The organism is Ruegeria sp. HU-ET01832, from assembly GCF_040371315.1.
In the GTDB taxonomy this organism is placed as follows: Bacteria; Pseudomonadota; Alphaproteobacteria; order Rhodobacterales; family Rhodobacteraceae; genus Ruegeria; species Ruegeria lacuscaerulensis_A.
Genome location: NZ_BAABWL010000006.1, coordinates 75209 through 91704 on the forward strand (window position 1 = coordinate 75209; position 16496 = coordinate 91704).

Here is a 16496-nt window from a genome sequence, read left to right on the forward strand (position 1 = left end):
GTGCCAGCTATGTCAAAGCTTCGGTCTTTTGACCATCCCAGCTGCAAATTTTCTGAATGAATAGCCGTATGCGATCAGTTGTCTTCACTGATTTCCTCGACGTCTGGTGCCTGTTGAACGTTTTCAGTGCCTAGAATGACCTGGGCTCCGATCCTGTTCTGAAAGCGAACAACAACCAGATAACCCGGCCCCAACTCGTTGCGCAGCACGTCGACTAGGGGGTTCTCGCGCAGGCTTTCCGGCAGGAGGCCTGCGATTGAAGACACCTTGAACGCGGCTTCAATTGGCAGGTCAACGATCAGCCAGATATCGGCTTGCTTGCGTTGAGCGTTGACGTCGACGCGAATAATCTCGACCGAGACTGGGTCAGCCCAATCGCGAATTGTCTGCGCCAATTGCGCTTCGGTCCGGGTTTCCAGATAGCGGTTATATGTCGACTTGCCCAATTGAATGACAACGAAGGTCAAGAACGCCAAGGTCACAACGACGCTGGCAGTAAAGTTCAGCTTGCGACGCCCCTTGCTGAAAACCACCGAACGAGCAGCGTATACGATGTAAACCGCGCAAGCCGATAGGATGATCGCCCCAAGGTTTGTTGCGAACAGCAAGCCGGCCTCATAAGCTTCAGCGGCTTCTTCAAAATACATCAATACCCCCGAGGCGGATAACGGGGGCACCAAAGACACGCCGATCGCAGCACCTGGCAGCAGGCTAACTTCTGATCGATTTATCTGCACATACGCTCCGGCGACGCCAGCCGCCAAGGCAACGATTAGATCTTCAGTTCCGGGATCGGTACGCGCCAGAACCTGATCAGGGATCAGAATTCCGCGGGGAACATCGGCGATATAGACAAGAAACCAGGCCAGAAAGACGCAGATAACTGCCGCCCCGCTTACTATCAGGGCAAGCTTGAACGCACGTCCCAGCCACCCCATGACCATCGAGGCAGCTATGCCCAGTATCGGTGTCATCAACGGCGCGACCAACATGGCGGCAATCACCACTGCGCCTGAATCGCGAAGCATCCCCATGGTCGCGATCACCGCCGACAATGTCAAAAGCATCGCAAATCTGCGCCAGTAGGCCGCTCGGTCATGCCCTTCGAACCGAAGGATATCCCTGGTGGTGCTGAATTTTCGTTTACTCATTCCTGCGACCAAGACCCAAGCAAGACTATCCGCACCAGATTATCAACGGATACGCTCTATGCAAAATCTTGTGTCTTAACGAAAAAAGGCGCCCCGATACAGGCGCCTTTTGTTTGTGGTGATACGAAGATCACACTTTGAGGTTGGGGATGATCTGCTTTTTCCGGCTCATGATTCCGGGCAGAACCACGGCGTCACCGTCTACTGACGCACCAAAGCTCTTCTCGGCCACGCCTTTCACAAGGGCATTGGGCACAAGCAGGGTGGCTTCTTCGTTGAGGATGTCGACGACAAACAGCAATACCTGATCAACGCCGTCTTCCTTGGCAACATCCACCATCGACGCTGCCAGGCTGTCTTTGCGGTCCAGAACGACGCCCGGAGCGGTGGTTTCCAGAACTGAAACGCGGAATTTGGTGCCGTCGACTTCGTATTCCTTGCTGTCCATGCGGATTAGTTCGGCGTCCGAGAACGAGGATACGTCCGATTTTGCCGCGAACATGTCAGCAGCATAGGCCGAGACGTCCAGACCCAGCTCAGCCGCCAGTTTCTCGGCCACTGCGCGGTCATGCGCGGTGGTGGTAGGCGAGCGGAACTCCAGAGTGTCCGACAGGATGCAGGTCAACGCTGCGCCTTTGACGGCGTCGGGCATTTTGGCCGCGTCGTCGCCCATCAGGTCAACCATGATGGTCGCGGTGCAGGCCAGCGGGCGCACGGTGATGTCGATGGGGCCTTTGGTTTCCAGACCGCCAACCAGTTTGTGGTGGTCGATGATGGCGCGAATGTCGGCGCTGTTGACGCTGGCAGGCAGTTCGGCGGGGTTGTTGGTATCAACGATGACAACTTGCGCATCCGCGTCCACGTCTGCGATGAGGCGCGGCTTGGGCAGGTCCCAGCGCTGCAGCATAAAGGCGGCCTCGGTGTTGGGTTCACCTAGCAGCACGGGTTCGGCCTGTTCGCCTTTGACTTCGTTCAGGTACCAAGACCACAGGATCGGAGAGCCGGTGGAATCGGTGTCGGGGGATTTGTGTCCAAATACGAGGGTTGTCATGTCTGCGTCCTGAGGAAGGTAAATTTGCGCGCCTTATAGGGCGGTCCGACGCGCTTGTCACCCGCCCCTGCGTAAACTGCGACGAAGGGTAAATTTTTCTTAGAACGGCGCGCGTTCCAAGGTGTAGCCAGCTTGTTGCAATTGGTTCAGAAGGCCGAATTCGTCAGCAAGATGCCCCGCGCCAACGGCGATGACTGCTGTTTGGTCCTGAATATTCAGAATATGCTGCATCCAGTTGTTGTTGCGCCCGACCAGCAGCTGATCTTCAAAGCTGCCCCATTCCTCGTCAAAGACATCTTGTGACAGGCCCGAAGTCTCGAGCCCCTGTAGGCGAGCAAAGTGAAGAATCTCGCCGTGTTTTTCCTCGATATAGGCGTTGACCATCGTGGCAAGCTGATCTTCGCTGCTTTCAAAGGCGCTGGCCATTCGCACCAGGGACTGAACCTGCTTTTCCAGCGGATGTTCATTGAACATCGCCATCAGGTCTTCGATTTCTTCCAGTGAGTACTGAGGTTTTCCGAGTTCGACAGCCAGATCAGTCAGGCGTGCATCCATGCCATAGCTGGCATCTTCGTCCTGGGTCATACATGGCGGGACACCCAACATCATGCTCAGGAACCATGGGCGCATTTTGGCGGCCATCCAGCCGGGGATGCCTCGATCAGCCAATTCGGTGGACAGGGCGGCCCAGTCTTCTTCAGACATCAGGTCAATCAGAGTTGGGCCCGAAGTTATCAGAACCGGGCTGAGGTCTTGGGCAAGCTGTTGCTCGAATCCGTCCATCTTGTCCTTGGTAACTTCAAAATAGAACGCGTCCGCGTCGGACAGGGCAGGGGCCAGACGTTCCATAACGCCATCCATGCGTGGATCATTCGTGTGCAGTGTTCCGATCAGGTGCAGCACCGTATCGCCTTTGGTCGCGATCCAGTGGTTGCCTTCAGAAAACGGGGTGCCGCTTACCGCCTGATCAAGCTGCGCCCGCATGTCAGCAGAAAGATCCGGCCTAAGGTCTCGCCCTTCGCAGGCCGCATAGGTTGCCAAAGGAAAAAACAAAAAAGCAACAAAGAACAAGAAACGCATCAGGATCATCCCGTATTAACTCGGTACGTATATGTGGCGCGACCTTGCCTTGGCCAAGTGTTGTGTTCAAGCAAGTTGACCAATTGTCGGAGTTTTCTGTGTCTGGCATTCCACAATAAATCACTTAGCATGGCGCCATGGACCGTGAGCAGGATCTCTATCCCCCCATAAAAGCGCTGTTGGAGCGTCAGGGTTATACCGTCAAGGGTGAAGTGGGCGCGGCCGATATCGTGGCTGTGCGCGCAGGTGATGAGCCTGTTATTGTCGAGCTGAAACTGCGATTTACTCTGGCCTTGTTTCATCAGGCGGTGGCGCGGTTAAGGGTTACAGATCAGGTCTATCTGGGCGTGTGCAAGCCAACCGGGCGCAGTGCGCGTCGGGCACTGAAGGATAATCTGGCCATGTGTCGACGTCTGGGGCTGGGCTTGATCACCGTTCGCGCGGATGGGGCAGTCGAGGTGCAGTGTGATCCGGGTCCGTATGCCCCGCGCAGGAACAAAGTCAAAGCGGCGCGACTGCTGCGCGAGTTTGATCGGTTGGAGGGTGACCCAAATGCGGGCGGGGCTACGCGGCATGGGATTGTCACTGCCTATCGTCAGGATGCGCTGAAATGTGCGGCTCATCTCGTGGAATGCGGAGCTACCAAAGGAGCTGAGGTTGCCAAGGCAACCGGTGTGACCACCGCCACCCGCCTAATGCGAGAGAACCATTACGGTTGGTTTGAAAAGGTCGACAAGGGTGTTTACGCCCTGACCGATGCCGGACAAGAGGGTCTGAAACACTGGGCTTACAGTTGGGAGCAGCCCGAATAGCGACTGCTGTTCAAAAAATCCTTCACGGCTTGTTGACTCGGGGAATTGCACCCCCTAGCTATGCGTCGTTATCACTCGATAAGCATGAGTGCTAACGCCCCGCCAATCGGCGAGGGGAGGATTAACAACTTTGAGCCCAAGGAGCTGCAAAGATGGCATTGAAACCGCTTCATGACCGCGTGCTGGTTCGCCGTACCGAAAGCGAAGAAAAAACCGCTGGCGGCCTGATCATTCCTGACAGCGCAAAAGAAAAGCCCAGCGAAGGCGAAGTCGTCGCAACCGGCGAAGGCGCACGCAAGGACAGCGGCGAGCTGATCGCAATGGCTGTGAAAGCTGGCGACAAGATCCTGTTCGGCAAATGGTCGGGCACCGAGGTTCAGGTCGACGGCGAAGAGCTGCTGATGATGAAAGAAAGCGACATCATGGGGATCATCGAGTAAGGCCCTCGCGCTTCACTCTGATCTTCATCTACAACTAATTTCTCAAGGAGAAACGACATGGCTGCAAAGGACGTCAAGTTCGACACCGATGCCCGTAACCGGATGCTGGCAGGCGTAAACATCCTGGCCGACGCGGTTAAAGTGACCCTGGGCCCCAAAGGCCGCAACGTGGTTCTGGATAAATCCTTCGGCGCACCGCGCATCACCAAAGACGGTGTTTCGGTTGCCAAGGAAATCGAACTGGAAGACAAGTTCGAAAACATGGGCGCGCAGATGGTGAAAGAAGTCGCCAGCCGCACCAATGACGAAGCCGGTGACGGCACCACTACCGCAACCGTTCTGGCCCAAGCCATCGTGCGCGAAGGTCTCAAGCAGGTTGCTGCTGGCCTGAACCCGATGGACCTGAAGCGCGGCATCGACCTGGCAACTGCCAAGGTTGTTGAAGGCATCAAAGACGCCTCGCGCGAAGTCAAAGACTCGGCAGAAGTTGCGCAGGTTGGCACCATCTCGGCCAACGGCGAAGCCGAAATCGGCCAGCAGATCGCAGATGCGATGCAGAAAGTTGGCAACGAAGGCGTTATCACCGTCGAAGAAAACAAAGGTCTGGAAACCGAGACCGATGTTGTCGAAGGTATGCAGTTCGACCGCGGCTACCTGTCGCCTTACTTCGTCACCAACGCAGACAAGATGATCGCAGAGCTCGACGACTGCATGATCCTGCTGCACGAAAAGAAACTGTCCTCGCTGCAGCCGATGGTTCCGCTGCTGGAGCAGGTGATCCAGTCGCAAAAGCCGCTGCTGATCATCGCGGAAGACGTTGAAGGCGAAGCGCTGGCAACTCTGGTTGTCAACAAACTGCGCGGCGGCCTGAAAATTGCTGCTGTCAAAGCACCGGGCTTCGGCGATCGCCGCAAAGCCATGCTGCAGGACATCGCAATCCTGACCGGCGGTCAGGTCATCAGCGAAGATCTGGGCATGAAGCTCGAGTCCGTCACCATGGACATGCTGGGCACCGCCAAGAAAATCGAAATCACCAAAGACGAAACCACCATCGTCGACGGTGCTGGCGAGAAAGCCGAGATCGAAGCACGTGTTGCTCAGATCCGCACTCAGATCGAAGAAACTTCGTCGGACTACGACCGTGAGAAGCTGCAAGAGCGCGTTGCCAAACTGGCAGGCGGTGTTGCTGTTATCCGTGTCGGCGGCATGACCGAAGTTGAAGTGAAAGAACGTAAGGACCGTGTGGACGATGCTCTGAACGCGACCCGCGCTGCTGTGCAGGAAGGCGTTGTCGTCGGCGGTGGTGTTGCTCTGGTTCAGGCCGGCAAAGCACTGGAAACTCTGGAAGGTGCAAACGCTGACCAGAACGCCGGTATCAACATCGTTCGCAAAGCAATCGAAGCGCCGCTGCGCCAGATCGCTGAGAACGCAGGTGTTGACGGTGCGGTCGTTGCGGGCAAAGTCCGTGAATCCGGCGATGTATCGTTCGGCTTCAACGCGCAGACCGAAGAATATGGCGACATGTTCTCGTTCGGCGTGATTGACCCGGCCAAAGTTGTCCGTACCGCGCTGGAAGATGCCGCATCGGTTGCTGGTCTGCTGGTCACCACCGAAGCGATGGTTGCCGACAAGCCCCAGAAAGACGCACCCGCTGCAGGCGGCATGCCCGACATGGGCGGCATGGGCGGCATGATGTAAGCACGTCGAATTCGCCCCGGCGAATTGTTACGAGCCCGAAAGGCGCTTGGCTAAAAGGCCAAGCTGCCGGAAGGGAAGCCGCAGAGCTTAGGAACGGGGTCGCCTTTGGGCGGCCCCGTTTCGTTTCAATCCTCGCGCCAGATTGTGAATGTGCAAACGGCCCTAAACCCATTATGCGGTTGATATGAAACTGTTCCTGTTGACGGCCCTAACCATGGTTGCCTTTGCGGCCAACTCGATCCTCAACCGGCTTGCCATCGACAGCGGGGCAAGCGATCCAGCCGGATTTGCCACTGTGCGCGTCTTGGCCGGGGCGTTGGTTCTGGCCGCGCTTGTTTTCCTCAAAGGGGGACGTCTGCCGCTTCGGAATATGCGGCGGATCGCAGGGGCAGGGTCATTGTCATTATATATGATCGGGTTTTCGATTGCCTATCTGACGCTGGATGCGGGGTTGGGCGCGTTGATCCTGTTTGGTGTCGTGCAGATCACGATGTTTGCCGTGACCTCTTTTACCGGGGCCCTGCCTACCGTGCGCCAGATCGCTGGCGCGGTGATCGCGCTGGCAGGATTGGCCTGGGTGCTTTGGCCCACAGATCAGGTGCAGGTCAGTCCGGTTGGCGCGACGCTGATGACAGCCGCCGGGATCGGGTGGGCGATCTATTCGCTGGTCGGTCGGTCCGAGCCGGATGCTCTGGCCGGGACTGCGGCGAATTTCGTGGTCGCTCTGCCGGTGACGGCGTTGGCCTTGCTGACCGTCGGGGGCGATTGGCGGATGACCAGCACGGGATATGTGCTGGCGGCTGTGTCGGGCGGTGTCACCTCGGGGATGGGCTATGCGCTGTGGTACCGTGTGCTGCCGCAACTGGCCCCGACCACGGCGGCGGTGGTGCAGTTGAGCGTGCCGATCATTGCCATTCTGGGCGGTGCGTTTCTGTTGGGTGAGGTCGCCAGCTTGCGCCTGATCTTTGGTGCGGCACTTGTGCTTGGCGGTATCGCGCTGGCTGTTCTGCGCCTGAAATCGCGCTAGGGGTTTCATCACTCGCGCTTAGGGCTTATCTGGCCGCTATGAGAGTTCTGCTGACCCTAATTCTGTTCCTTCTGCCGGTTGCGGCCCAAGCGAAATGCGTAGTTCTTTTGCACGGGCTTGCGCGGACCGAAGCGTCTTTTACCGTAATGGATCAGCTGTTCAAGGCGCATGGTTATACGGTTGTGCGACCGGGCTACCCCTCGACCGACTTGCCAATCCCGGACCTTGCGAACCAGACACTGCCGGATGCGTTCGCGGCTTGTGGCGAGAATACGGTCAACGTGGTGGCTCATTCGATGGGCGGCATCCTGCTGCGCTATTGGCTGCAGGACAACATGCCCGAAAATCTGGGCCGCGTGGTCATGCTGGGCCCGCCCAACCAGGGCAGCCAATTGGTGGACGAACTTAGCGCCTATGAGGTGTTCGGCATGTTGAACGGCCCCGCCGGCCTTGCGCTGGGCACCGGCCCCGAGGGCCTTCCGCGCATGTTGCCGCGGGTGGATTTTGAACTGGGCGTGATTGCGGGCAAAGACACACTGAACCCATTGTTTTCCTCGATGATTGATGGGCCGGATGACGGCAAGGTTTCGGTCGAAAGCACCAAGGTCGCGGGCATGAAGGACCATATCGTCCTGCCAGTGACCCACACTTTTATGATGAATAACCCGCGCGTCATGGCACAGGCGCTACACTTCATCGAATTCGGTCAGTTTGATCCTCAGATCACGTGGCTGGACGGGGTGCAGGATATCATCGACGAGATCTGCATCGGGCAGGATTGCTCCGAACCCGAGTCGGAGCGTTCCGAATGAGCACATTGAACCTGACCCTGACCGGCGCAGAGGTTCTGCTGCCGGAGGATGGCCTGATCCCGACCGACCTGTTCTTGGCGGACGGTGTGGTACAGGCGGATGCCACCGGGCGCCCTATTGATCTGTCCGGCTATCTGGTGCTGCCGGGCATCATCGACCTGCACGGCGACGGGTTCGAACGCCACATCGCCCCGCGCCGGGGTGCGATGAAACAGATGGACGAAGGCATCCTCTCGGTCGAGGCCGAACTGGCCGCCAACGGTATTACCACCGCCGTTCTGGCGCAGTTCTACAGTTGGGAGGGCGGCGTGCGCGGCCCAGCATTCGCTGGTCAGGTGTTTGATGCAATTGCCTCGGTTAAAGGCCGTGTGGTGACCGACCTGGTTCCCCAACTTCGGTTTGAGACGCATATGCTGAACGACTACGCCGGTCTGCCCGAAAAGATCGCCGCTTGGCAGGTGCCCTATGTGGTGTTCAATGACCACCTGCCGCATGACCGTCTGGCCGAGGGGCGCAAGCCACCGCGCCTGACCGGACAGGCGCTGAAAGCCGGGCGCAACCCGGACAAACACTTCGAGATGCTGCTGTCCATGCACGCCCGCAGCGCCGAGGTGCCCCCGGCGCTGGACGATCTATGCGTGACATTGGCGGGGCAGGGCGTACGCATGGGCAGCCATGATGACGCCACAGCCCAAACCCGCGCAGATTGGCGCGCGCGTGGGGCACACATCTCTGAATTCCCCGAAACGCTCGAGGCCGCCGAGGCCGCACGCTCCACAGGCGACCATATCATTCTGGGCTCACCCAACGTGGTGCGCGGCGGATCGCATAAGGGCAATGTCAGCGCGCTGGACCTGATCACGATGGGGCTGTGCGACGCGCTGGCCTCGGACTATCACTACCCAAGCCCGCGCCGCGCCGCGCTGATGTTAGCCAAATCCGGCTTGATGGATTTGGCCTGGGCATGGGCGCTGGTCTCTACAGGCCCCGCGCGTGTGCTGGGCCTAACCGACCGGGGCACGCTGGCCCCAGGAAAACGCGCCGACCTGACCATTTTGGACAAATCCACCCATCGGGTTGCCGCCACAATGGCCGGGGGCCGGATCAGCTATATGGCCGGGGATATCGCGACCCGGTTCCTCAACTGATCCTCGCTTCATCTGGCTAAAAATACCTCCGCCGGAGGCATCGCGCGCCAGCGCGATTTCTCAGCGGACGATACGGTTGAAATGCCCCATCTTCCGGCCTGCCTTGACCTCGGCCTTGCCATAAAGATGTAGCGCCACGTCCCGTTCCTGCGCCAGTTCAGGCACACGGTTCATGTCGTCGCCGATCAGGTTCTCCATCACCACATCCGAATGCCGCTGACCGTCACCCAAAGGCCACCCGGCCACCGCGCGGATATGCTGCTCGAACTGATCCACTGCGCAGCCATTCTGTGTCCAATGGCCTGAATTATGCACTCGAGGCGCGATCTCGTTCACGATCAGGCCCTGCTGCGTCACGAACAGCTCAACCCCCATCACGCCCACATAGTCCAGTGCGTTCAGGATATTGGCTGCCAACAGCACCGCATCCGTGCGTTGCGCCGGACGCAGACGAGCGGGCACCGTCGTCGTGTGCAGTATGCCATCGCGGTGAACATTCTCACCGGGATCAAAACAGGCGACCTGCCCATCCAACCCGCGCGCCGCGATGATCGAGACTTCGTGGCTGAACTCCACAAACCCCTCCAGGATCGCAGGGGCGCCCGCCATATCGGCCAGTGCAGCCTCGGCATCCTCAGGGGTGCGCAGCCGGGCCTGTCCTTTACCGTCATAGCCAAAGCGGCGGGTTTTCAGGATCGCGGGCGTTCCGATCTGATCAATCGCCGTTTTCAGGCTATCCAGATCGGTGATATCCGCAAAAGGCGCGGTTTGCAGACCTAGCCCTTGCAGAAAGTTCTTCTCGGTCAGGCGGTCCTGACTGACCCGCAGCGCCTCGCGGCCCGGACGGATAGGGCGATGGGATTCCAACAGGTCCAGCGCTTCGGTGGGGATGTTTTCGAATTCATAAGTGATGACATCGACGGACTCGGCGAAGGCGCGCAGGGCGTCGACATCGTCATAGGCTGCCGTGGTCACCCGGTCGGCCACCTGACCGGCGGGCGGGTTGGCACCGGGTTCAAAGATATGGGTCACAAACCCCAGACGGGCCGCCGCCACGGACAGCATCCGCCCTAGCTGTCCACCACCGAGGATGCCAATCGTGTTGCCGGGTACAAGCATGTCGGTCATTGTTCAGGTCTCCAACCGTTTGCCGATTGCCGTCAGGGCGTCGCGCAGCGCCTTGTGGGCCTTGTCCGTTTGCAATGCCTGCGTCATCTGCAAGCTCAGAGTTCCGTCTGTTGCCAGCGCATCGCGTTCTGCAGCAAGCCTACCCGCCCGATCCTTTTCCGTGGACGCAAGAAATCCTGCTATCAACTGGGTCGTATAGAACTCGGCTCCGTCAGCGTCACCAGTCTGTTCGGCTAGCCATTTCGAGCCGGTTGCCAACAAGTCCAGAACACCGGGAACCATCGCGCAGATCGCAAAATGGGCATTTAACGAGGCTTCATTTGCGACTTTAACAACCGGGTTCTCGGGTGAGACCAAATTGGCCAACAACTGATCGTTTCCAAAAGCTGCCATGGGGCAGCCGCCTTTTTCTAAAAAGCCCAGAGGGATTGTTTGCACGAAATCCTTCGCCGGAGTGCAAAGCGATCTGAGGTCCACTTCGGACACCGCCGCCATAACCGATACGATCCGATGATCGGGGCGAAAGCTCAGAGGTTCGAGCACATCAAGCGCGGCTTGAGGCCGAAGGCACAGAAACACGACGTCGGATTGGTCGATCACTGATTGCGGGTCGCCGACGGTTGCGTTGATGTCGGCCTTCAGCGCTGCCGACACGGTGGCGTTACGCTCGGTCACATAAATCTCATGCCCCTTGCGTGCCAGCAACCGTGCAATCGGCGCTGCTATATGGCCAGTTCCAATGAACCCGACGCGGCTCATCCTTGCGGTTCTTCCGGGATCGAGGCTGACAGGGCATCGCGCCACGCGTCCAGACGACCCGCCAAGGCGTCGTCCTGCAGTGCCAGAATGCCGGCTGCCATCAGGCCCGCATTGGCCCCCCCGGCGGCGCCAATCGCCATGGTTGCCACCGGAAACCCTTTGGGCATCTGGACGATGGAATAAAGCGAATCGACGCCCGACAGCGCCCGCGTCTGCACCGGAACACCGATCACGGGCACGCGGGTTTTCGACGCCATCATGCCGGGCAGATGTGCTGCCCCTCCGGCACCGGCGATGATCACATGCAGACCACGCGATACGGCGGTCTTGCCATAGTCCCACAACCGGTCCGGGGTGCGGTGGGCGGACACGATGCGCTTTTCATAGGCTATGCCCAATTCGTCCAGAATATTGGCGGCTTCTTTCATCGTGGGCCAGTCCGACTGGCTGCCCATGATGATCCCCACTTTCACGTCGCTCATCCGCTTACTTCCCTGCGTGCCGAAAGAGCGCGCACTATAGCCAAATCCGCATTCGTGGCAATGTGTCAGGCGATGATATCGGGGGTCAGGCGGTCTTCGATCAGACGGATGATGTCTTTCAGCCGCAATTTCTGCTTTTTCAAACGCTTGATGGTCAGTTGGTCGGCCGTACCGGTGCCTTGAAGTGCCTCAATCGCTTCGTCCAGATCACGGTGCTGGCGGCGAAAAACCTCCAGCTCGACCCGCAGAACGTCATCAGTTTTCATCGAAAGATCGGTGGGGGCGTTCATGGTCGACTCAGTGGTTATTGTGGTGCTTGTCACACAAGATAGTGTGTCAGGGTTTATCCTGCCAGACCTTGTGGACATCTGGCTACATTCCCATATTCTATTCTACGCGGTTGCCAGAACGGGGCCGCACCACACGTCGCTTTGACAATAAAGGACGAAATACGTGTCTAAACTTACCTTGGGCTCATACCCGCATCTTTTGGGGTTCGAGCAACTGGAACGCCTTTTGGAACGGTCTGCAAAGGCCGGAAATGAAGGATATCCGCCCTACAATATCGAACAGACCTCGGACTTTTCCTATCGGATCACGCTGGCCGTGGCCGGGTTTGCCGAGCAGGATTTGTCGATCACCATCGAGGATCGCCAACTGGTGATCCGGGGCCGTCAACGCGACGACAGCGAGGGGCGCATATTCCTGCATCGCGGCATCGCGGCGCGTCAATTCCAGCGCATGTTTGTGCTGGCCGACGGAGTCGAGGTGGGCGAGGCGATCATGGAAAATGGTCTGCTGCATGTGGATCTGACCCGCGCTGTGCCAGAAACCGTGGTGCAAACGATCAACATAAGAAAGGGGTAAGAGCAATGAATACGCCGATTGAACTGAACGCCGAGGGCGACCGGATCGTCTATGTCAAAACGGTTGAAGTCGCCGATTTGCCAGAAGAAATGCGCGAGCAGGCAGGCGATCTGGATCAGATATATGCCGTCCATGATTCGGATGGTCAACGGCTGGCTTTGGTCGCCGACCGTAAGCTGGCCTTCAACCTCGCGCGCGAGCATGACTTCTCGCCGGTGGCCGTGCACTGACACGGCCCTTTGGGCGTTTTCCTCGTGACATCCGACGCTGACCGGGCGAGATATGCCCTGTAAAGCAAAGGGTCCGAGGAATGAGCTGGTTTGATTTTGACTGGGTAGATGCCTTTACCGATCGCGCTTTTGGGGGCAATGGGTGCGCAGTCGTGCATGGCGGCGCTAGTTTGTCGGATGCAATCTGCATGGCCTATGTGCAAGAGACGTCTTTGGTCGAATGCACCTTTACCGGGCCTTCTGACATCGCTGATATCCGGGTTCGCTACTTTCTGGCCAGCCGCGAGATCCCCTTTGCCGGGCACCCAACCATTGCGACCGTGGCCGCTATGCGGTCGCGCGGGATGATTGACGGCGACAGCCTGACGCTTGAGACGGGCGCGGGCCTCGTCGATATCCGCCTGAAGGGTGACGAGATCGAGATGACTCAGGTCGCACCGCAATTTGGCGCCGAGGTGCCGGCTGATTTGGTGGCCTCCGCGATCGGCCTGTCCGCAGATGCCATCACTTCACCGCCGCAATTCGTGTCTACCGGTTTGCCGTTCTGCATCACCGTCCTGCGTGATCACGCGGCGCTGCGGGCCGCGAAACTGGCCGAGGGACCGCTGCGTGAGGTCGCGGCTATGGCTGGGTTCTCGGGTTCGGATATGGCAGAGCCGTTTCTGGTTACGCTGCAAGGCGCGACCGATGTCGGGGACACGTTTTCGCGCTTGTTGCTGGCGCCGCCCAGCCCGCCCGAGGACCCGTTTACCGGGTCCGCCACCGGTGCGATGGCGGCCTATCTGTGGAAGCACGGTCTGATGGAGAAAGACAGCTTTGTTGCCGAACAAGGCCATGACATGGGCCGCCCGGGTCAGGCCACCGTTACGCGTGTTGGCCCGCCGGAGGCAATGACCGGTATCAAGGTGGCCGGGAGCGGCCATGTGCTGATGCGTGGGCAGGTCAATCTGCCGGAGGGAAATTGATGTCTGAGCCCGCAATTGCGATCCTGCCCTATGGGCACCGGTTGGGGCCGAAGCTGAGCTCGGTTCTCCTCAGCGATCTGATCTGGCCCGCGGGTTGCCCGGATCGTCTGACTGGCAAAACTGTCGGGGATCTGGAACCAACCGATCACCTGATCATGTATCCCAATTCCACCGTGCATCTGCGGTTGCGCCGGGGTACCCGCGCGCAGATTTCGCTGATGATGGGGGAACCCTCGGCCATCCACGCAAAACACGACCGGATGCTGCGCTGGACATGGCGTCGGTTCTTTCGTGTGCTGACCTTCCATGACGTCCTGCTGCAAGGCATCCCGAATGCGGTCTTTCTGCCCTATGGCGTCACCATGGTGCCGGACTGGCAGAAGTTGCCCGTCGAAAAGACCAAATCCTGTTCGTTGATCGCCTCGGCCAAGCGCGATCTGGAAGGTCACCAATTGCGTCATGCGGTCATCGACTGGGTGCGCGAGACGGGCGCGGATGTCGATATCATGGGTCGTGGTTATATGCCGTTTGACCAGAAATCCGACGGGCTGACCCCGTATCGCTATTCTGTGGTGATCGAGAATGTGCGGGAACGGAATTATTTCTCGGAAAAACTGACGGATGCGATCCTGTGCGCCACTGTTCCGATCTATTGGGGCTGCCCGAATATCGGGGATTTCTTCGACACATCAGGCATGATCCTGTGCGAATCCGAGGCCGATATTCACCGCGCCATTCAAACGGTCTCACCCGAGGACTACGCTGCGCGCCTATCGCATCTACAGGCGATCCAGCCCAAGGCGGCTGAATACGGTGATTTCGAAGCCCGCGCCGTTGCGGCCATTCGCGCCGAGCTCTGATCACAAAAAAGGCCCCCGCAGCGCGAGGGCCTGTTTCATGTGGCGGTCAGCTTAAGTCGCCGCGATCAGACCCATGCTTTCAAGCTTGAGCAGCACCTGATGGGCGCAGTTGTCGACCTCGACATTCTCGGTCTCGACGCTCAGCTCCGGGTTCCGGGGCACATCATAAGGGTCCGAGATGCCAGTGAATTCCTTGATCTTGCCTTCACGCGCAAGCTTATACAGGCCCTTGCGGTCACGGCGCTCGCATTCTTCGATGCTGGTCGCGACATGGACTTCGCAGAAGGCACCGAATTGCTCGATCTCTTCGCGAACGGCACGACGGGTGGTTGCGTAGGGCGCGATTGGGGCACAAATGGCGATGCCGCCGTTCTTGGTGATTTCCGACGCCACATAGCCGATGCGACGGATGTTCAGGTCGCGGTGTTCCTTCGAGAAACCGAGTTCCGACGACAGGTTCTTACGAACGATATCACCGTCCAGCAGCGTCACAGGACGGCCGCCCATCTCCATCAGCTTGACCATAAGCGCGTTGGCGATGGTGGATTTGCCCGAGCCCGAAAAGCCGGTGAAGAACACGGTAAAGCCTTGCTGGCTGCGCGGCGGTTTGGTCTTGCGCAACTCGGCCACAACCTCGGGGAAGCTGAACCATTCGGGGATTTCCAGACCTTCGGCCAGACGGCGGCGCAGTTCGGTACCCGAGATGTTCAGGATGGTGACGTCATCCTTGTCCGCGATTTCGTCATTGGGTTCGTATTGGGCGCGTTCCTGCACATAGACCATGTGTTTGAAGTCGACCATCTCGACTCCGATCTCGTCCTGGAACTGGCGGAACAGGTCCTGCGCGTCATAGGGGCCATAGAAATCTTCACCGGCCGAGTTCTTGCCGGGGCCCGCGTGGTCGCGGCCCACGATGAAGTGGGTGCAGCCGTGATTGGCGCGGATCAGCCCGTGCCAGACCGCTTCGCGCGGGCCAGCCATACGCATCGCGAGGTTCAGCAGGCTCATTGAGGTGGTCGAGGCCGGATACTTGTCCAGAACCGCCTCATAACAGCGCACGCGGGTAAAGTGGTCGACGTCGCCGGGCTTGGTCATGCCGACAACCGGATGGATCAGCAGGTTGGCTTGGGCTTCCTTGGCGGCACGGAAGGTCAGCTCCTGATGGGCGCGGTGCAGCGGGTTACGGGTTTGGAACGCAACGATGCGGCGCCAGCCCAACTTGCGGAAATAAGCGCGCAACTCGTTCGGGGTGTCGCGGCGGGCGCGGAAATCATAGTGGACGGGTTGTTGGATGCCGACCACAGGTCCACCCAGATACACCTTGCCTGCGGTGTTGTGCAGATAATTCACGGCTGGATGCGCGTCGTCATCCGCGCCGAATACCTTTTCAGCCTCGCGGGATTTGTTCGGGGTCCAGCGGTCGGTTACGGTCATGGTGCCGAGGATGACGCCTTCCTGATCACGTAGGGCGATGTCCTGACCCAGCTCGATTGACTGGGCGAAGTCTTCGCTGACGTCCAGCGTGATGGGCATCGGCCACAGGGTACCGTCGGCCAGACGCATGTTTTCGACGACGTTGTCGTAATCGGCTTCGGACAGGAAACCCTTAAGCGGGTTGAACCCGCCGTTCATCAGCAGTTCAAGGTCACAGATCTGGCGCGGGCTCAGGTCCCAACTGGTCAGGTCAGCGGCTTCTACTTTCAGCTTCTGCGCCGAGTCGTAGGAGACATAGAGTTCTGGGATAGGGGCCAGATTGCTTAACATCGTCATCGGAATACTCTTGTGTAAGGGCAGTTTTGCCCGTGATTCATAGGTGTTTAAGGGGCGTTTGCCCCGATGATCAGGTGAAGTCCATATACATTCATGAAACAAAGGACGATATGCGCGGTTTTCGCTCGGATTGGAAGAATTTTCCACATTCAAATGCAAATGCCGACTGCGGTTCTTCGAATTGTCGGCAATTGGGCAAGTTCTAGGCCATGTGTT

General features: G+C 58.7%; 18 protein-coding genes. 10 read left to right on the forward strand and 8 right to left on the reverse strand.

Going from position 1 to position 16496, the window contains the following annotated elements:
• Nucleotides 1–74: 74 nt before the first annotated feature.
• From ABWV79_RS17495 to ABWV79_RS17505, 3 genes are all read right to left on the reverse strand, one after another.
• Nucleotides 75–1151, reverse strand: a complete 1077-nt coding sequence (locus tag ABWV79_RS17495; protein WP_353393557.1) for a DUF389 domain-containing protein — start codon at nt 1149–1151, stop codon at nt 75–77.
• Between the two features lie 130 nt (nt 1152–1281).
• Nucleotides 1282–2202 carry a manganese-dependent inorganic pyrophosphatase gene (locus ABWV79_RS17500; protein WP_353393559.1) on the reverse strand — a complete coding sequence of 307 codons (921 nt, stop codon included), beginning with the start codon at nt 2200–2202 and terminating at the stop codon, nt 1282–1284.
• Nucleotides 2203–2301: 99 nt separating this feature from the next.
• Nucleotides 2302–3282 (reverse strand): TraB/GumN family protein, encoded by a 981-nt coding sequence (locus tag ABWV79_RS17505; RefSeq protein WP_353393561.1) that lies wholly within the window; start codon nt 3280–3282, stop codon nt 2302–2304.
• A gap of 137 nt (nt 3283–3419) precedes the next feature.
• Between ABWV79_RS17505 and ABWV79_RS17510 the strand changes: the two genes are divergently transcribed.
• From ABWV79_RS17510 to ABWV79_RS17535, 6 genes are all read left to right on the forward strand, one after another.
• Nucleotides 3420–4094: a DUF2161 domain-containing phosphodiesterase gene (locus ABWV79_RS17510; protein WP_353393563.1), complete on the forward strand. Its 675-nt coding sequence runs from the start codon at nt 3420–3422 to the stop codon at nt 4092–4094.
• A 152-nt stretch (nt 4095–4246) separates the two neighbouring features.
• The gene (groES, locus tag ABWV79_RS17515; RefSeq protein WP_170352338.1) at nt 4247–4534 is read left to right on the forward strand and encodes a co-chaperone GroES; all 288 of its coding nucleotides are present in this window, start codon (nt 4247–4249) and stop codon (nt 4532–4534) included.
• Nucleotides 4535–4591: 57 nt separating this feature from the next.
• Nucleotides 4592–6232, forward strand: a complete 1641-nt coding sequence (groL, locus tag ABWV79_RS17520; protein ID WP_170753387.1) for a chaperonin GroEL — start codon at nt 4592–4594, stop codon at nt 6230–6232.
• 184 nt (nt 6233–6416) lie between these two features.
• The gene (locus ABWV79_RS17525; protein WP_353393566.1) at nt 6417–7259 is read left to right on the forward strand and encodes a DMT family transporter; all 843 of its coding nucleotides are present in this window, start codon (nt 6417–6419) and stop codon (nt 7257–7259) included.
• A gap of 38 nt (nt 7260–7297) precedes the next feature.
• The gene (locus tag ABWV79_RS17530) at nt 7298–8071 is read left to right on the forward strand and encodes an alpha/beta fold hydrolase (protein ID WP_353393568.1); all 774 of its coding nucleotides are present in this window, start codon (nt 7298–7300) and stop codon (nt 8069–8071) included.
• Nucleotides 8068–9219 (forward strand): alpha-D-ribose 1-methylphosphonate 5-triphosphate diphosphatase, encoded by a 1152-nt coding sequence (locus ABWV79_RS17535; protein WP_353393570.1) that lies wholly within the window; start codon nt 8068–8070, stop codon nt 9217–9219. The genes ABWV79_RS17530 and ABWV79_RS17535 overlap by 4 nt, the downstream gene beginning before the upstream one ends.
• Nucleotides 9220–9279: 60 nt before the next feature.
• Here the strand turns inward: ABWV79_RS17535 and ABWV79_RS17540 are convergent, their stop codons facing one another.
• The 4 genes from ABWV79_RS17540 to ABWV79_RS17555 all read right to left on the reverse strand — a co-directional run bounded on the left by ABWV79_RS17540 (nt 9280) and on the right by ABWV79_RS17555 (nt 11878).
• A complete protein-coding gene (locus tag ABWV79_RS17540) occupies nt 9280–10347 on the reverse strand; it encodes a 5-(carboxyamino)imidazole ribonucleotide synthase (protein ID WP_353393571.1) in 1068 nt (355 codons plus the stop codon).
• Between the two features lie 3 nt (nt 10348–10350).
• Nucleotides 10351–11106, reverse strand: coding sequence for an NAD(P)-binding domain-containing protein (locus ABWV79_RS17545; protein ID WP_353393573.1), 756 nt, complete (start codon nt 11104–11106; stop codon nt 10351–10353).
• Nucleotides 11103–11588, reverse strand: coding sequence for a 5-(carboxyamino)imidazole ribonucleotide mutase (gene purE / locus ABWV79_RS17550; RefSeq protein ID WP_170352345.1), 486 nt, complete (start codon nt 11586–11588; stop codon nt 11103–11105). The genes ABWV79_RS17545 and purE overlap by 4 nt, the downstream gene beginning before the upstream one ends.
• A gap of 65 nt (nt 11589–11653) precedes the next feature.
• Nucleotides 11654–11878: a YdcH family protein gene (locus ABWV79_RS17555; protein ID WP_170352346.1), complete on the reverse strand. Its 225-nt coding sequence runs from the start codon at nt 11876–11878 to the stop codon at nt 11654–11656.
• A gap of 163 nt (nt 11879–12041) precedes the next feature.
• Between ABWV79_RS17555 and ABWV79_RS17560 the strand changes: the two genes are divergently transcribed.
• The 4 genes from ABWV79_RS17560 (at nt 12042) to ABWV79_RS17575 (ending at nt 14510) form a co-directional block, all read left to right on the forward strand.
• Nucleotides 12042–12455, forward strand: a complete 414-nt coding sequence (locus ABWV79_RS17560; RefSeq protein WP_058280036.1) for an Hsp20 family protein — start codon at nt 12042–12044, stop codon at nt 12453–12455.
• Nucleotides 12456–12460: 5 nt separating this feature from the next.
• Entirely contained in the window at nt 12461–12685 is a 225-nt protein-coding gene (locus ABWV79_RS17565; protein ID WP_170352348.1) for a DUF1150 family protein, read from the forward strand.
• A gap of 80 nt (nt 12686–12765) precedes the next feature.
• Nucleotides 12766–13650, forward strand: coding sequence for a PhzF family phenazine biosynthesis protein (locus ABWV79_RS17570; protein ID WP_353393576.1), 885 nt, complete (start codon nt 12766–12768; stop codon nt 13648–13650).
• Entirely contained in the window at nt 13650–14510 is an 861-nt protein-coding gene (locus tag ABWV79_RS17575; RefSeq protein WP_353393578.1) for a hypothetical protein, read from the forward strand. Before ABWV79_RS17570 ends, ABWV79_RS17575 begins: the two co-directional genes overlap by 1 nt.
• A 51-nt stretch (nt 14511–14561) precedes the next feature.
• On the opposite strand, the gene ABWV79_RS17580 is transcribed toward ABWV79_RS17575, so the two are convergent.
• The gene (locus ABWV79_RS17580; protein WP_353393580.1) at nt 14562–16280 is read right to left on the reverse strand and encodes a bifunctional sulfate adenylyltransferase/adenylylsulfate kinase; all 1719 of its coding nucleotides are present in this window, start codon (nt 16278–16280) and stop codon (nt 14562–14564) included.
• Nucleotides 16281–16496 lie beyond the last annotated feature (216 nt).

Coding starts and splice junctions, on each gene's coding strand:
- ABWV79_RS17495 (WP_353393557.1), bottom strand. CDS start 1,151: ATGAGTAAACGAAAATTCAGCACCACCAGGGATATCCTTCGGTTCGAA.
- ABWV79_RS17535 (WP_353393570.1), top strand. CDS start 8,068: ATGAGCACATTGAACCTGACCCTGACCGGCGCAGAGGTTCTGCTGCCG.
- ABWV79_RS17565 (WP_170352348.1), top strand. CDS start 12,461: ATGAATACGCCGATTGAACTGAACGCCGAGGGCGACCGGATCGTCTAT.
- groES (WP_170352338.1), top strand. CDS start 4,247: ATGGCATTGAAACCGCTTCATGACCGCGTGCTGGTTCGCCGTACCGAA.
- ABWV79_RS17540 (WP_353393571.1), bottom strand. CDS start 10,347: ATGACCGACATGCTTGTACCCGGCAACACGATTGGCATCCTCGGTGGT.
- ABWV79_RS17555 (WP_170352346.1), bottom strand. CDS start 11,878: ATGAACGCCCCCACCGATCTTTCGATGAAAACTGATGACGTTCTGCGG.
- groL (WP_170753387.1), top strand. CDS start 4,592: ATGGCTGCAAAGGACGTCAAGTTCGACACCGATGCCCGTAACCGGATG.
- ABWV79_RS17500 (WP_353393559.1), bottom strand. CDS start 2,202: ATGACAACCCTCGTATTTGGACACAAATCCCCCGACACCGATTCCACC.
- ABWV79_RS17525 (WP_353393566.1), top strand. CDS start 6,417: ATGAAACTGTTCCTGTTGACGGCCCTAACCATGGTTGCCTTTGCGGCC.
- ABWV79_RS17570 (WP_353393576.1), top strand. CDS start 12,766: ATGAGCTGGTTTGATTTTGACTGGGTAGATGCCTTTACCGATCGCGCT.
- ABWV79_RS17545 (WP_353393573.1), bottom strand. CDS start 11,106: ATGAGCCGCGTCGGGTTCATTGGAACTGGCCATATAGCAGCGCCGATT.
- purE (WP_170352345.1), bottom strand. CDS start 11,588: ATGAGCGACGTGAAAGTGGGGATCATCATGGGCAGCCAGTCGGACTGG.
- ABWV79_RS17510 (WP_353393563.1), top strand. CDS start 3,420: ATGGACCGTGAGCAGGATCTCTATCCCCCCATAAAAGCGCTGTTGGAG.
- ABWV79_RS17505 (WP_353393561.1), bottom strand. CDS start 3,282: ATGCGTTTCTTGTTCTTTGTTGCTTTTTTGTTTTTTCCTTTGGCAACC.
- ABWV79_RS17575 (WP_353393578.1), top strand. CDS start 13,650: ATGTCTGAGCCCGCAATTGCGATCCTGCCCTATGGGCACCGGTTGGGG.
- ABWV79_RS17580 (WP_353393580.1), bottom strand. CDS start 16,280: ATGACGATGTTAAGCAATCTGGCCCCTATCCCAGAACTCTATGTCTCC.
- ABWV79_RS17530 (WP_353393568.1), top strand. CDS start 7,298: ATGAGAGTTCTGCTGACCCTAATTCTGTTCCTTCTGCCGGTTGCGGCC.